The 15,594-nt window shown below is 63.5% G+C and carries 12 protein-coding genes; 6 read left to right on the forward strand and 6 right to left on the reverse strand.

Going from position 1 to position 15,594, the window contains the following annotated elements:
- Positions 1–54: 54 nt before the first annotated feature.
- On the reverse strand, positions 55–1,605 hold the full coding sequence (locus L6963_RS00940) for an aminopeptidase P family protein (protein ID WP_237206292.1): 1,551 nt from the start codon (positions 1,603–1,605) through the stop codon (positions 55–57).
- Positions 1,606–1,725: 120 nt separating this feature from the next.
- Between L6963_RS00940 and L6963_RS00945 the strand changes: the two genes are divergently transcribed.
- A complete protein-coding gene (locus L6963_RS00945) occupies positions 1,726–2,550 on the forward strand; it encodes a PHP domain-containing protein (protein ID WP_237206293.1) in 825 nt (274 codons plus the stop codon).
- Here the strand turns inward: L6963_RS00945 and L6963_RS00950 are convergent.
- Positions 2,540–4,225, reverse strand: a complete 1,686-nt coding sequence (locus L6963_RS00950; protein ID WP_237206294.1) for a glycoside hydrolase family 13 protein — start codon at positions 4,223–4,225, stop codon at positions 2,540–2,542. The genes L6963_RS00945 and L6963_RS00950 overlap by 11 nt on opposite strands.
- A gap of 280 nt (positions 4,226–4,505) precedes the next feature.
- Between L6963_RS00950 and L6963_RS00955 the strand changes: the two genes are divergently transcribed.
- On the forward strand, positions 4,506–5,939 hold the full coding sequence (locus L6963_RS00955; protein WP_237206295.1) for a GuaB1 family IMP dehydrogenase-related protein: 1,434 nt from the start codon (positions 4,506–4,508) through the stop codon (positions 5,937–5,939).
- A gap of 90 nt (positions 5,940–6,029) precedes the next feature.
- Here L6963_RS00955 and L6963_RS00960 read toward each other — a convergent pair whose 3' ends face one another.
- The 4 genes from L6963_RS00960 to L6963_RS00975 form a co-directional block, all read right to left on the reverse strand.
- On the reverse strand, positions 6,030–7,649 hold the full coding sequence (locus tag L6963_RS00960; RefSeq protein ID WP_237206296.1) for a DEAD/DEAH box helicase: 1,620 nt from the start codon (positions 7,647–7,649) through the stop codon (positions 6,030–6,032).
- A gap of 271 nt (positions 7,650–7,920) precedes the next feature.
- Complete coding sequence (locus tag L6963_RS00965) at positions 7,921–8,148, reverse strand: DUF3107 domain-containing protein (RefSeq protein WP_237185793.1); 228 nt, start codon at positions 8,146–8,148, stop codon at positions 7,921–7,923.
- Positions 8,149–8,286: 138 nt separating this feature from the next.
- Positions 8,287–8,943: a TetR/AcrR family transcriptional regulator gene (locus tag L6963_RS00970; protein ID WP_237194462.1), complete on the reverse strand. Its 657-nt coding sequence runs from the start codon at positions 8,941–8,943 to the stop codon at positions 8,287–8,289.
- Positions 8,944–9,006: 63 nt separating this feature from the next.
- Positions 9,007–10,299 (reverse strand): glutamyl-tRNA reductase, encoded by a 1,293-nt coding sequence (locus L6963_RS00975; protein ID WP_237194460.1) that lies wholly within the window; start codon positions 10,297–10,299, stop codon positions 9,007–9,009.
- Positions 10,300–10,387: 88 nt separating this feature from the next.
- Between L6963_RS00975 and hemE the strand changes: the two genes are divergently transcribed.
- Genes hemE through L6963_RS00995 form a run of 4 tightly spaced genes read left to right on the forward strand, consistent with a single transcriptional unit; the run spans position 10,388 to position 15,184 of the window.
- On the forward strand, positions 10,388–11,515 hold the full coding sequence (hemE, locus tag L6963_RS00980; protein WP_237206297.1) for a uroporphyrinogen decarboxylase: 1,128 nt from the start codon (positions 10,388–10,390) through the stop codon (positions 11,513–11,515).
- A gap of 13 nt (positions 11,516–11,528) precedes the next feature.
- Entirely contained in the window at positions 11,529–12,992 is a 1,464-nt protein-coding gene (hemG, locus tag L6963_RS00985; RefSeq protein WP_237206298.1) for a protoporphyrinogen oxidase, read from the forward strand.
- A 45-nt stretch (positions 12,993–13,037) separates the two neighbouring features.
- Positions 13,038–13,883 carry a hydrogen peroxide-dependent heme synthase gene (gene hemQ, locus L6963_RS00990; protein WP_237206299.1) on the forward strand — a complete coding sequence of 282 codons (846 nt, stop codon included), beginning with the start codon at positions 13,038–13,040 and terminating at the stop codon, positions 13,881–13,883.
- Complete coding sequence (locus L6963_RS00995; protein WP_237206300.1) at positions 13,883–15,184, forward strand: ferrochelatase; 1,302 nt, start codon at positions 13,883–13,885, stop codon at positions 15,182–15,184. The genes hemQ and L6963_RS00995 overlap by 1 nt, the downstream gene beginning before the upstream one ends.
- Positions 15,185–15,594 lie beyond the last annotated feature (410 nt).

Genomic DNA, 15,594 nt, shown 5'->3' on the forward strand with positions numbered 1-15,594 from the left:
CCGCTCTGGAAGAGAGCAGGCGGGGTTTCGTTATGCAGGAAATGAAGCCCTTACTTAGCGGGAGTTCTCCGCCATCCAGGCTTCGATACCCTCAACGGTGCGGGGCAGGGCGGCAGAAAGGTTTTCGTTGCCGTCCTCGGTGACCAGTACGTCGTCCTCGATACGGATACCGATGCCGCGCAGCTCCTCGGGGATAGCGAGGTCTTCTTCCTTGAAGTAGAGACCGGGCTCAATGGTAAAGACCATGCCGGGTTCGATGATGCCCTCCATGTAGAGCTCGTTCTTGGCCTGGGCGCAGTCGTGCACATCGAGGCCCAGGTGGTGGCTGGTGCCGTGGGGCATCCAGCGGCGGTGCTGGCCGCCCTCAGCCGACAGGGAAACCTCAGCAGAGACGGGCAGCAGGCCCCACTCGTGCAGGCGGGTAGCCAGAACCTGCATGGCAGCGTCGTGAACCTCGTGGAACTTCTTACCCGGCACCGCAACCTTAAAAGCAGCGTCGGCAGCTTCGAGCACAATGTTGTAGGCCTTGGCCTGAACCTCGGAGAACTTGCCGTTGACCGGGAAGGTGCGGGTGACGTCCGCGGTGTAGAGGGTGTCGTCCTCAACGCCGGCATCGAGCAGCAGCAGCTTACCCTCATCGACGGTGCCGTTATTGCGGATCCAGTGCAGGATAGTGGCGTTGTTACCGCAGGCAGCGATGGTGTCGTAGCCCAGGTCGTTACCCTCAACACGGGCCTTAGCGAAGAAGGCGGTCTCGACCACGCGCTCGCCGCGGCGGTGGGCAACAGCTGCGGGCAGAGCCTTGACGACCTCAGCAAAACCGTCGATGGTCAGGTCAACCGAGCGGCGCAGGTTCTCCACCTCGATGGCGTCCTTGACCAAACGGGCCTCAGACAGAGCCTCGGTCAGGGCAGCGTCGAGCTTATCTGACTCTTCTAGATCAACAGAGGTGTTGTAGCGGGAGGTATCGACCAGGGCATCGACATTCAGGTCAACGTTGCGTACCAGACGGATGCGCACGCCGCCCAGGGCCTCGGGGCCAGCATTCTTGGTGATAGCTACCTCAAGCTCACCCAGGTCCTTGGTGCACAGACCGTACTCGGCACCCAGGGATTCGAGGGTGGGGCGGGGGCCAATCCAGAACTCACCGTAGCGGGGGTCGCGGTAGAACATCTCGGTATCGCGCCCTGCCAGAGGACGGAAGTAGAGGGTGACCTCGTGGTTGGAGCCGTTATCTCCCTGCCCCTCTTCAACGGGCTCAAAGACCAGCACAGCATCGGGCTCATGATCTAGACCCAGGCCGGTCTGGTGGGCAAAGGCTGAATGGGGGCGGAAGCGATAGTCGGTGTCGTTAGAGCGTACCTTGAGGGGGCCAGCGGGGAGCACCAGACGTTCGCCGGGGAAGAGGGCTGAAATCTTGGCGCGGCGCTCAGCGGCGAAGTCGGCTACGCGGGCACGGGCAGGGAGCTGGTCGGACGCCGGCGCCCAGTTAGCTGCCATAAAGTCGGTAAAAGCGGTGGATTTGGGGGCTGCAGAGCGGTTGGTGACGCGCTCTTCGATGGGCTGATCGTCACCGGGAGTTGAGGTATTTTCGCTAGTAGTCATGCCTACCAGTCTAGTGAGCCGGGTAACGGCGCGTCTAGCTGAAGATAGTGCCCTTGATACTTAAGGGAGGCTAACGGTTGCTGCCTGTTACAGGCGAGCTGACGCGGGTAGTCTGGTGCTATGTACGACCTGCACACCCACTCCCGTATTTCTGATGGCACCCAGCCGGTAGCCGAGCTGGTCGCCGACGTAGCCGCCGCCGGGCTTACCGGCTTCGCCCTGACCGACCACGACACCACCGCCGGCTGGGCCGAGGCCCAAGAGACAGCCGGACGCCTGGGGCTAGACTTCCTGCCCGGCATGGAAATTTCCTGTTCGGCCCAGGGCGTGAGCATCCACCTGCTCTCCTACCTGCACGACCCCACCGACCAGGCCCTTCTGGCCGAAATCAGCAGAGCCCGAGACTCCCGTGTAGGCCGCGCCCAGCGTATGGTCGAAAGACTCGCCGAAGACTACCCGATTACCTGGGAGACCGTTCAAGAACAGGTACACGAGGGGGCGACCGTAGGCCGCCCCCACATCGCAGATGCCCTGGTAGCCCTCGGCACGGTAGCCAACCGGTCAGAAGCCTTCGAAACTATCTTGACCACCCGCTCAAAATACTACGTACCCCACTACGCCGTGGACCCGGTGAAGGCTGTTGAACTGGTGCGCGCCGCAGGGGGTGTGCCGGTCATGGCCCACCCCAAGGCGTCCGCCCGCGGAAAACTCGCCAGCAACGATACTATCTACGCCATGATTGATGCGGGCTTAGCCGGCTTTGAGGTCTACCACCGCGACAACCCAGAAGAAGGCCGCACCTGGCTACTGGAAACAGCAGCCAAACACGACCTTCTTGTCACCGGATCATCCGACTACCACGGCGCAGGCAAGCCCAACCGCCTGGGCGAAAACACCACGCCCCGGGAGACGGTTGAGCGGATTCGGGAACTTGCTACTTCTTGAGCCAGACCGTAGCTGATCCGGGTACGGAACCTGCGGCGAAGGCGTCCGCGGCACCGGGGGCAGAACCCAGCACAAACTCGGCCTCAGCCAGGGCCGCAGGCAGGGGAGCGGGCTTGGTGCTGAAGTTGGTCAGATTGACCCAGCCGCCGGGGCGCTCAAAGGCCAGGACGGCCTCGTCCCCCGTCTCAAGCCAGGTCAGCTCTTCTGCGCCCTGGAGCTGGCGGCGGGCGGCCAGAGCTGCCCGGTAGAGATTCAGAGTCGAATCTTCCTGCTGCTCCTGAGCCGATACCGCGTAGCCTGCGAACCAGGCTGGCTGGGGCAGGTGGGGTGCCGCCGGTCCAAAGCCGAAGGAGGGGCCGTCCGCCTCCCAGGGCAGGGGCACACGGCAGCCGTCGCGCCCGACGTTGACACCGGGGGAATTGAAGAAAGTGGGGTCCTGACGGTCTGCATCGGGAATCTCGGCGACCTCGTGCAGACCCAGCTCCTCACCCTGGTAGAGGTAGGCCGAACCGGGCAGAGCCAGCTCGAAGAGGGTAGCGGCGCGGGCACGGGCTGAGCCGAGCTCACGGTCCAGTTCCTCGGCCGGGCCGCCAGCAAGCAGCCACTCGTGGCCTACCTTCTCGTTGGTCTTACCCTCCACAAAGGGCAGGCCGTAGCGGGTGGGGTGGCGCACCACATCGTGGTTCGACAGCACCCAGGTGCTCGACGAACCAGACTCGGCTGAGAGTTCCAGGTTCTCAGCCACAATCTTGCGGAACTCGCCCGCCTCGAAGCGGGCGGTGAGCAGGTCAAAGTTAAAGGCCTGGCCCAGGCCCTGGGCGGACGCGTAGGCGGGACGGCGGTCGCGCTCCACCCAGGCCTCTGCCACGGCGGTGCGGGGCGGGGTGTATTCGTTGAAAACGGCCCGCCATTCCTTATAAATCTCGTGCACATCGTCGCGGTCCCACATGGGGTGGGTGCCGTCCTTGGGCAGAGCGTCGAGCTCTGCCTGGCTGGGTAGAACCTCTGGCAGGTCCTTGGCGATACCGTGGGCCACGTCAATGCGGAAGCCATCGACACCGCGATCTGCCCAGAATCGGAAAGTTTCTTTGAAGTCTTCGTGGACCTCGGGATTATCCCAGTTGAGGTCGGGCTGCTCTACAGCGAAGTTGTGCAGGTACCACTGGCCGTCGCCCACCGGCTCCCAGGCAGGGCCGCCGAAGATAGAGGTCCAGTCAGCCGGGGGTAGCTCGCCCTTCTCACCCAGACCGTCACGGAAGATATAGCGGTCACGGGCTGCCGACCCCGGTGCGGACGTCAGGGCCTCCTGGAACCAGACATGCAGGTTGGAGGTATGGTTGGGCACCACATCAACAATGAGCTTCAGGCCCGCTGCGTGCAGGGCGCTTGCCATCTCATCGAAGTCAGCCAGGGTTCCAATTTTTGGGTCGACATCGCGGAAGTCATCGACATCGTAGCCGCCGTCGGCCAGGGCTGAGGGGTAGAAGGGGGAGAGCCAGACGGCATCGACCCCCAGCTGCTTGAGGTAGGGAACCTTAGCCGTGATGCCCTTGAGGTCGCCAATCCCGTTGCCGTCGGCGTCCGCAAAGGACCGGGGGTAAATCTGGTAGACCACGGCCTGACGCCACCAGGTGGGGTCGTCTGCTGCCGGGACCAAGAGGTTTGAATCGCTCATCGTTGAACCTTTCACGGAAGAAACTGTAGGGCGGGGCACCTGCCCCTGCCTACCAGCCTACGCCCCGGCGTCCGCGCACAGGGATGAGAAGAAGCTAGACGGAAAAATTGCCCAAAGCTGGCGCGACAAGACTAAGAAAACAGGTGTAGAGGGTTGCGCTGAATAAAAAATCGGGGTAGGGTAGACCTAATAACCTTTTAGAATGGGCTAAGACTGTGCAAAAATCAGCTCTTGGCGAAAAGCCGTGCCCACAAAGGTCATATCTTCTAGAGTGGGAACCATGCGCTTTCTTAACGATATGACTCCCACCACCGACCTGACCTACAACGATGTGTTCATGGTTCCCTCCCGCTCCGCGGTAGGCTCCCGCATGGGCGTAGACCTCTCCACCGCCGACGGGACCGGCACCACCATCCCCCTGGTTATCGCTAATATGACCGCCGTTTCCGGCCGTCGCATGGCTGAAACCGTTGCCCGCCGCGGCGGCATCGCCATCATTCCCCAGGACGTTCCCACCGACATCGTTGCCGAAACCATCAAACGGGTCAAAAACTCCCACCTGATTTTCGACACCCCCATCACCGTCAAGCCCCACCACACCGCAGGTTACGTGCGCCATCTACTGCCCAAGCGTGCCCACGGGGCCGCTATCGTCGTGGACGGCGAAACCCCCATCGGCGTCATTACCCCCAAGGATCTGCGCGGGGCAGACAACTTTGACCAGGTACAAGACCTGATGAGTACCGAACTGCTCACCCTGCCCGACACCGTCACCCCGCGTGAAGCCTTCGATATTCTGCACGAGAAGTCCCGCAAGGTTGCCCCCGTTGTGGATGCTGACGGCAAGCTGGTCGGCGTGCTGACTCGCTCGGCCGCCCTGCGCGCCAGCCTCTACGAACCTGCCACCGACGCCAATGGCAAGCTCCGCATCGGCGTTGCGATTGGCATCAACGGCGATGTAGCAGGTCGCGCCGCCGCCCTGATCGAGGCTGGTGCCGATGTGCTCGTGGTCGACACCGCCCACGGCCACCAGGAAACCATGATCGAAGCCCTCAAGAAGGTCAAGGCCCTCAACCCCTCCATCCCCGTAGCCGCCGGCAACGTGGTCACTGCCGCGGGCGTCCGCGACCTGGCAGAAGCAGGAGCCGACATCATCAAGGTCGGCGTTGGCCCCGGCGCCATGTGCACCACCCGCATGCAGACCGGCGTGGGCCGACCTCAGTTCTCCGCCGTGCTGGAATGCGCGGCTGAAGCCAAGAAGCTGGGCGTACACGTCTGGGCGGACGGCGGTATCAAGGACCCCCGCGACGTCGCCCTGGCCCTGGCCGCCGGTGCCTCCAACGTCATGGTCGGTTCCTGGTTCGCGGGCACCTACGAGTCACCCGGCGACGTACTGCAGGACGCCGACGGTCGCCTCTACAAGGAATCCTTCGGCATGGCCTCCCGCCGCGCGGTCATCAACCGCAACTCCAAGACCGAAGCCTTTGAAAAGGCCCGCCGTGAAATGTTCGAAGAGGGCATCTCATCAGCCCGAATCTACCTGCCCGAGGGGCGCGGCGGCGTAGAAGATCAGATCGACTCGATTATCTCGGGCGTCCGCTCATCCTTCACTTACGCCGGTGCTGCCTCCATCGAGGAGTTCGCCAAGCGAGCTGTGGTGGGTATTCAGTCAGCCGCTGGCTACGCAGAGGGCCAGGCCCGCGCCACCCGCTAAGGTAGATACCATCTAAATCCAAAAGGACCATATAAATCAGAAATGACCAGCTAGTTGCTGGTCATTTCTGATTTAAATGGTACCTAGGGGTTAGCTGTCGCTGCCCTCTACCCGGCGGGTGCGGCGGCGACGGCGGCGCTGGCCTTCACCCTGCTGGCTACCTTCAGCCGCTTCAGCAGGCTTCTGCTGGCGCTGACGGCGGGCCGGACGCTCCTGCCCGGCTTCACCCTCAACCCGGCGGGTACGACGGCGGCGCGGCTTGGACTCAGCCTCCCCGCCCTGACCGCCACGCTGATCATCGCGCTTCTGCCCCCGGCCCTCACCGCCAGAGCGTGAGCCCTCGCGGCGCGGAGAGCGGGAGCCCGACCGTCCGCGACGATCCCCGCGGCCACCGCGCCCCTGGCGCTTCTCACGAGCAGGTGCGCCACCAAAGTCCTCAGCCTCTTCAGCCTGCAGACCCGCTGCGGTGCGCTCCTCCTTAGGCAGACGGCCCTTAGTTCCCTTGGCAATACCCAGGTCAGTGAAGAGGTGGGGGGAAGAAGAGTAGGTTTCAACCGGCTCATCTACGCCCAGCTCCAGGGCCTTGTTGATCAGCTTCCAGCGGGGTACGTCCTCCCAGTCCACCAGGGTGACGGCGGTGCCTTCCTTCTCCGCGCGGCCAGTGCGGCCCACACGGTGCAGGTAGGTCTTCTCGTCCTCGGGGCACTGGTAGTTGATGACGTGGGTGACGTCCTCAACGTCAATACCGCGGGCTGCCACATCGGTTGCAACCAGAATGTCAATCTTGCCGTTGCGGAAGGCCCGCAGGGCCTGCTCGCGGGCACCCTGGTTGAGGTCGCCGTGAATAGCGCCGGCCGCAAAACCTCGGGCGGTCAGCTCATCAGAGAGCTTGGCAGCGGAGCGCTTGGTCTTGGTGAAAATGACGGTGCGGCCCCGGCCCTCGGCACGCAAAATACGGCCGACCAGCTCGTCCTTATCGAGGGGGTGGGCCCGGTAAATAACCTGGCGAATCGAGGCCTTGGTCATGGTCTCTTCTTCACCGGATTCGGCGCGGATGTGCATGGGGCGGCTCATGTAGCGGCGGGCCATGGTCAGGACCGGCCCGGGCATGGTTGCCGAGAAGAGCATGGTCTGGCGCACCTCGGGCACGGCTGAGAGAATACGCTCCACATCGGGCAGGAAGCCCAGGTCAAGCATCTCGTCTGCCTCATCGAGCACCACAATCTTAATCTGGGTGAGGTTGAGGTACTTCTGGCGGTGCAGGTCAATCAGGCGGCCCGGGGTGCCCACGATTAGCTCAACGCCCTTTTCCAGTTCTTTGACCTGGGTGTCGTAGGGGCGGCCGCCGTAGAGGGTAGCCACGCGTACACCGGTTTTTGAGGCTGCAACCGATAGGTCATCGCCCACCTGGATAGCAAGTTCACGGGTAGGAACGATAATGAGAGCCTGGGGCGCACCGGGGGCGGGAAGCTGGTTGAAAGCGTCCGAACCCGGGACAGCAACGCTCTGCAAGGCGGGCAGACCAAAGCCCAGGGTTTTACCGGTACCGGTCTTAGCCTGACCGATGATGTCCTGGCCAGACAGGGCCACCGGCAGGGTCAGGGCCTGAATGGGGAAGGGGGAGACGATGCCTTTCTCGGCGAGGGCGTCGGCAATGTCTTGGCGCACGCCGTAGTCGGCGAAAGTTTTAGTGGTATCAGGGTTAGTCACGAATCGTGTTCCTTATAAGTGAGGCCCCGGCCCGGGGCAAACGAGGAAGCCGATCGTGGGTTTTCATGCAACAAAGAAGCTCTATCAACCGCCGGGCGGACGCTTGCAGAGCGTTGGGCGGGAGAGCTAAAGGCAGGTGAGTCTATACGGATGGTACGACCGGGCAACCAAATAACTTCTTTATTCTACCGCCAAGTGCCGTAAATGTAAGAGGGGCCCCGGGAGTTTTGCGTCAAACTCCCGGGGCCCCTCTGGCTGAGTAAGCCCGGTGTTACTGGCCGATACCGAAGCCGATGCGGTGCTTGGTTTCAGCGCCCAGCTCGACATAGCCGATGTTAGCGGCCGGAACCAGGGTGGTGGAGCCCTTAGAATCGGTCAGTTCCAGGATGCCACCCTGTTCAAGAGCCGCAGCGACCTTGGCGCGGACGTCTGAGGCGGTTTCGTCGGTGTCGATGACGACCTGGCTGGGCACGTTGATAACGCCAATCTTGATTTCCATGAGGTTTCCTTTCGATGGTTCCCTACCTGACTGCAGGGGGTCTCTGCCCACCAGTCTACGTGAGTAGGGGCAGGAAAGGTGCGGGGTTTCGGTCTGAGCTGACAGGGGAGAAAAAGGCTGCAACGGCGGGGGAGAGGGTTACTCCCAATCTTCATCGATGATTGAGATACCGCCCCAGGCCAGCCGGAAGACCGCACGCTCAGCCATTGCAAGCTGCTGGGGTGAGGCGTCGGTGCCGATGACCATGTGGGCCGCTGACTGCACCATGCCGGTGAGCATGCGGGCTGTCATCAGCGCCTCTTCAAAGGGCATGCCGGCGTTGGGCGCTAGCACCTCTGCGATTTGCTTGGCGATGGTGATGTGCATGGTTTCGGTGCGTTCTTGCACCGCGTAGTCGTTCTGAATGTCGGATTCGAAAATGACGCGGTAGCCTGCCACATTGTTGCGGGCAAAATTGAAGAAAGCACCGATGACGCCCTGCACTCGTTCACGGTTGACTTTGGTGGCGTGGAGGGGCTGCACCAGCTGGGTCATGAGGTTGTTGATTTGCTCATCGAGCACGGCCAGGTAGAGGTCGCGTTTGCCGGTGAAGTGCTGGTAGAGCACGGGTTTGGTCACGTTTGAGGCAGCAGCGATGTGATCCATGGTGGTGGTGTGGTAGCCCTGGGAGGCAAAAACTCGCACGGCGTTGCCGATAAGCTGCTGGCGGCGTAGGTCTTTAGGGAGGCGGGAGGCCCCGGACGGGTCGATGGGGTCGCCGGGGTCGGAGTCAGCTGAAAATATGGAGGTGGACATCGTTGCGGCCGAACCTTTGGGATGGTGGGCGGACGGGGTCGCGGCTGGTGGGGTGCCTGCCTGCTAGGAGGCGTCGGTTTGGGGCTCGGCCTCTTCGGGGGTTTCTTGCACTTCGATTCCGTAGAGGACTTCGAGGGCCGCTACATAGTCGTCTACCCGGCCTTCGCGTGCCATGTCGCGGGCGCGGACGGTCGGGGTGTGCAGGAGGGACTTGACCATGCGGCGCATTGCGAGTTCAAGCTGTTCAGTTGCTGCGGTGCACCCGTATTGGTTGTGCACCTTAGCGAGCTCGGCGTCGAGCACACTCATGGTGTGTTGTCTGAGAGCAACAATAGCAGCGTCGACGCTGCGGGCTTTCTCTTTGATGGAGAATTCTGCGGCGGCTTCGTCCACAATTGTGCGGGCAGTGTGCACGGACTCTACGGTCTCTTCGGGGGCGGCCAGACGCACAGATTCGAGGGTGATGAGTTCTACCTCGGGTAGGTCTGCTACCTCGGGGGCGAAGTCACGGGAGAGCGCTAAATCAAGGATGACGCGCTTGCCGGCGGGGATTTCGATGGGGAGCATGGGGGAGGCACCACCCGAGCAGCCGATGATGATATCGGCCGCTGCCATCTGCTCGTGCAGTTCCCCGTGGGGCACTGCCTGCACCCCGCGTTTGTCGGCAAAAGTGGCTGCACGATCTGAGCGGGAGTATATCCAGATATCGGTCGTCCCCCGAGAGTGTAGGGCAGCTACGGTAGCCCCGGCGTAGGCGCCGGTACCAAAGACCAGAACCCGGCGGTTCTCCCAGGTTTTGTCGGCGATGTCATCGGCCATATCCAGGGCAACCGACACGATGGAGCGGCCCCGGGAGCCCAGCATGGTTTGCTGACCGACCCGGCGGGCGGTTTGGGCACCGTGTTCAAAGAGGCGCACCAGGTTGCCGGTGGCCCGTCCTTGCTCCTGGGAGAGAGACAGGGCGCGGCGCACCTGGCCGGTGATTTCGCGTTCACCCACAACAGCCGACTCTAGGCCTGATGCCACAGTGAAGAGGTGGTGGGCCGCATCGGTATTCACCAGCACATCAAAGCTGTTTTCTACCAGGTCGTAGGAAAGCCCAGACCGCTGGGAGATCAGGTCAAAAATGTGCTCTGAGGCGGTAGCAACATCGTTGGCGATGTTCTGGTCGGTGGCCCCCGGCTTGCTGGGAATCTCTGCGTAGAGCTCTAAGCGGTTGCAGGTAGACAAAATCACCTCACCACGAATGCCGGTGCGTTCAAGGTCCCGGTGGATTTTCTCAACGCCTTCGCTGAGGTAAGCCACGGTGGTGAGGTCGACGGAGCGATGCGATGCTACAAGGCTGAAAATAGTCACGACGACTCTATTATAGACAGCTCCCTGTCAGGGGTCTGGTGACAGGTTGTCTCTAAAGTTGTGCTTTAAACTTGGCAGAATGGTGTATATGAGTCAGACCGTGTCATCAGCGCTGCGTCAGCGCCCCCTGCTCACCGACGAGCAGCTTGCCCACCTGCCCGCTACCCACCCCTTGAAGACCGCCGGTACTGGCGAGTCCGCCATGATTCGCACCCTGACCGGGCGCGAAGCCGAGCACGCCCCGGTCTGGTTTATGCGCCAGGCAGGACGCTCCCTGCCCGAGTACCGCGAAGTCCGCGAGGGAATTCCCATGCTGGATTCCTGCCTTAACCCTGAGCTGGCCGCAGAAATTACGGTTCAGCCGGTGCGCCGCCACAAGGTCGATGCCGGTATCTTCTTCTCTGATATCGTCATCCCCATGAAGCTAGCCGGTGTGGGTGTCGATATCGTTCCCGGGCGCGGCCCCGTGCTCGATGCCCCCGTCCGCACCCTCGACGATATTAAGAACCTACCCGAACTCGAAGACTCAGCCCTCGACCCCATTCGAGAGGCTGTTGCCCTGACCGTTGAAAAGCTGGGCTCCACCCCGCTCATCGGCTTTGCCGGTGCCCCCTTCACCGTGGCCGCCTACATGGTAGAGGGCGGGCCCTCCCGTGACCATCTGCGTCCGCGCACCATGATGCACGCCGACCCCGCAGCTTGGGAAGCCCTGGGTGCCTGGGCCGCCCGCACCTCAGCCCAGTTCCTGGCTGCCCAGATTGAGGCGGGTGCCTCAGCCGTGCAGCTCTTCGACTCCTGGGCAGGCTCCCTGGGCGAGGCCGACTACCGTCGCTTCGTTATGCCCCACTCCGCAGCGACCCTCGCAGCCGTTGAACACTACGGGGTGCCCCGCATCCACTTTGGTACCGGTACCGCCGAGCTGCTGCCCGCCATGCTTGAAGCCGGCGCCGACGTCATCGGTGTTGACTACCGCCTGCCCCTCTCCGAAGCCCAGCGCCGTTTGGGCGGCGGCATCGTGCTACAGGGCAATATCGACCCGGCTCTGCTCGCCTCGGGCTGGGAAGCCCTCGCCGCCCACACCGATGCGGTTCTTGAAGAAGGACGCTGCGCCCCGGCCCACGTGGTCAACCTGGGGCACGGGGTGCCCCCGACCACCGACCCCACCGTCTTGACCCGCCTGGTCGACTACATCCACACCTCAACCCGCAAAGGCTAGGAAAAAGAACCCCATGGCACAGCACCAGCACCTGCACAACACCGCCCTGGTGATTGGCGGCGGCATCTCGGGCCTGCTCGCAGCCCGCGAACTAGCCCACGCCGGTAAGAAAGTCACCCTGGTTGAACGGGAAAGCCACCTGGGAGGTGCTGTAGGCGCCCACCAGCTAGCTGGCCTGGTGCTGGATTCCGGTGCTGAGTCCTTTGCAACCCGTACCGACGCCGTCCGCAACCTGCTGACCGACCTGGGGCTGGCTGACCGCATCGTGATGCCCGAGCCTCTTGGCTCCTGGCTCTACCTGCCCACCGGGCCCTACCCCTCGCCGTCCACCGGTGTTCTGGGCATTCCCGGTAGCCTCGATGACCCGGCCCTCAAAAAAATTCTGGGCCGGGCAGGCTACCGCCGCGCCAAGCTCGATGCCGTGCTGCCGCGCTCAGCCGGGTCTAACGCCAAAACCCTGGGGGAGTTGGTGCGGGTACGTCTGGGCCAGCAGGTACTCGACCAGCTGGTAGCCCCGGTGGTATCCGGTGTGCACTCGGTACACCCCGACCAGCTAGAAATTGCCACCATCGCCCCCGGTCTGCTGACCGGCCTCCGCGAGCTGGGCTCCCTTACCGCAGCCAGCGCCCGCCTGCGGGCCGCATCACCGGCAGGCTCCCAGGTCGCTGGTATCGAAGGCGGCATGAACCAGCTCTCCGAAGCCCTGGTGGATGACCTGCTCCGTCAGCGCGTGCGCATTGTCAGCGGCTTCGACACCATCGCCGTGGACCGCGACCCCGTCACCGGCGGGTGGACGGCCATCCAGCGTCAGCCCGAATACGGCGAAAAATCAGCCATTATCCGCGGCGAACTGCTGGTGGTAGCCACCGACGCCCAGACCTCCATCCGCCTGCTCGGGCCCCACCTACCGGCATCCGCCCTGCCCGCCGTTGCCCCCGGCCCCGAAGTAGCCCTGGTCTCCCTGGTTCTTGACCAGCCCGACCTAGATACCGCCCCGCGTGGCACCGGGCTACTGGTCAGCGAGGCCGCCACCGGCGTCCGCGCTAAAGCTCTCACCCACGCCACCGCCAAGTGGGCCTGGGTAGCAGAGCGGGCAGGGCAGGGGCGGCATGTGGTACGCCTGTCCTACGGGCGCGGCAAGGAGCACGACACCTCGCCTCTCTCAGAGTTAGCCCTGCACGATGACCAACTGGTCACCCTGGGCCTGCACGATGCCGACCACTTGCTGGGCGTGCCCATCACCAAGAGCCACCTGGTCGCAGCGGACGTCGTGCGCTGGCGCAGCGCCCTGCCCTCCACCACGCCGGGGCACAGGGACCGTGTCACCGCCTTCCGCTCGGCCCTCGCCGACCTGCCAGGTGCCACCGCCGTCGGCGCCTGGATTGCCGGAACCGGCCTGGCAGCCGTCACCGCAGACACCCAGGAGCACCTGGGGCGCTTCATCCAGAAAAACACCGACTCATCAGCTACTGACTAAGTAGCGGCTACTCGCCTTCAACGTCCCACATCGAAAGGTAACCCCATGTCACACCACGGTAACCCTGCAGAACACCCCCACAGCGCCAGCTCATACGGCAGCGCAGGCCACGGTGCCTACAGCCACGGCGGTAGCGGCCACGGCGGCCGTCCGCCCATGCCCACCGCCAAGGACGCGGCCGGCAAAATTCAGGGCCAGCGCCCCGGCGAAGTAGCCGAAGGCGACAGCCAGTTCCACTACGCCCTCTACACCGTTTTTGCCCGCGAAGGTGCAGCCGACCCCGCCGCTACCGGCGCTGAGGCAACCGCCGAACTCGAAGCCCTGGTTGCTGAGCTCGAAGCCAAGGGCGTGATTACCCGCGGCTTCTACGACGTCTCAGCCATGCGCAACGACGCTGACGTGATGGTCTGGGTTCACGGCGCTGTGCCCGAAGACCTACAGGCAGCAATCCGCAGCTTCCGCCGCACCAAGGCCTTCTCGGGCACCAAGATTGTCTGGTCAACCATGGGCGTACACCGCGACGCCGAATTCTCAGCCGGTCACACCCCCACCTTCGCCAAGGGCATCGCCCCCGAACGCTGGGTCTGCGTCTACCCCTTCGTGCGCTCCTACGACTGGTACACCATCAACCCCGAAAAGCGCCGCGAGGTCATGAAAAACCACGGCATGAAGGGCATTGACTTCCCCGAGGTGCTGCCCAACACTATCGCCACCTTTGGCCTGAACGACTACGAATGGCTCATCGCCCTCGAAGCCCCCGAACTGGTACTCCTCGTTGACCTCATGCGCTCCTTCCGCAACACCGAAGCCCGCCACTTCGTGCGCGAAGAAGTTCCCTTCTACACCGGCCGCCGCATCGAGGCCGCCGAGGTTGCCCAGGTGATCGCATAATGACTACCCAGCCCCCTAACGACATCATCCCCAACCAGACCGACCCGGCCAACACCGCCTCCAACGGCCCGGCCGTGCTCGATGAGAGCACCATCGGCACCTACACCAGCGAGCGTACTCTCACCCGCCCCCGCGCGTCCGCCCCGCAGGACTACGACCTGGTGATTCTGTCCTCCTTCGGCGGCCCCGAGGGGCAGGACGACGTCATCCCCTTCCTGCGCAACGTCACCGCCGGCCGCGGCATCCCCGACGAACGCCTCGAAGAAGTCGCCACCCACTACCGGGCCAACGGCGGCGTCTCACCCATCAACGAGCAGAACCGCGCTCTGCTGGCCGCCCTACGCGAGGCTATGGCCGAAAAGGGCCCGGACATCGAGATCACCTGGGCTAACCGCAACTGGGAGCCCTACGTCAACGACGTGGTTCAGAAGGCCTACGACGAGGGCAAACGCAAGATTCTTGTGCTGGCCACCAGCGCCTACCCCGGCTACTCATCCTGCCGCCAATACCGCGAAGACTACGGAATCGCCCTCGAAAAGCTGGGCCTAGACGGCAAACTGCAGATCGATAAGGTCCGCCAGTTCTGGGACACCCCCGGCTTCATCCAGCCCTTTATCGATGGCCTGGTCGAGGGGCTCGCGGACGTCCGCGCCCAGCTCGCTGCCGCCCAGCAGGCTGCCGCGGGTAACGGAAAAATCCGCATCATGTTCTGCACCCACTCCGTACCCACCAGCGCCGCCAACGAGGCAGGCCCCCGCGGCGTCGACTACGAAGGTGGATCCGCCTACGTCGAAAAGCACCTGGAAGCCGCCCGCGCCGTCCTCGCCGGAGTACAGGCCGTTGACCCCGCCCTCCTCGATGAGGTCGACTGGGAACTGGTCTACCAGTCCCGCTCCGGCCCGCCCTCCATGCCCTGGCTCGAACCCGACGTCAACGACGCCCTCGAAGCCCTCGACGGTAAGGTCGACGGCATCGTGCTCGTGCCCCTCGGCTTCGTCTCAGACCACATGGAAGTCAAATGGGACCTCGACACCGAAGCCCTCGACACCTGCAAGCGCCTCGGCTTCGCAGCAACCCGCACCCCCACCCCCGGTACCCACCCCGCCTACGTTGAGGGCCTGCGCCAGCTGATCGCCGAACGAGTCGCCTCTACCGCCCCAGCCCAGGACGCCGACGGGGTAGAAGCTGCTCGCCAGTCCGTTTGCGGCGGCAAGGGCTGGTTCGACGCCTGCAACCCCGACTGCTGCAAGTCCCTGCGCCCCGGCTCCGACAAGCCGGTGATTGCTGATTACAAGGGGTAATTTGCTGGACGGGTAGGCTGCAGGGGCAAGTTGGTGCGGTGCGTAAGCGTGCGCCGCGCCGACAGCCGCTCTCGCTCCTCGCCCGGGGGCTCGTCGCGATTCACCGCCAGCCCCGATCCACGTCGGCTTTCGGCGCACGCTATCGCACCTTCGGCACGTCTAGCTGGGCACAGGGGCACAGGAATATATTTTCCTGAACTTGCCCTAGGGGCGAGGGGACGCGCTTGACGCCGACTGGCTGGGATGAGCGAGGATTTCCGCGAAGCGAAAAAGAAATCTTCGCGAATCAGCCGAGCCTGCGAGGCTGGCATGAATTGAGCGAGCGCTCCAGCGCGAGCTCAAGAAGGTTAGTCGGCAAAAGCGCGTCCCGAAGCCCCTGAACCCAAGCTCCTAACCTCGGGACTTAAACT

The sequence above is a fragment of the Rothia nasimurium genome (assembly GCF_928392795.1).
GTDB lineage: Bacteria > Actinomycetota > Actinomycetes > Actinomycetales > Micrococcaceae > Rothia > Rothia nasimurium_F.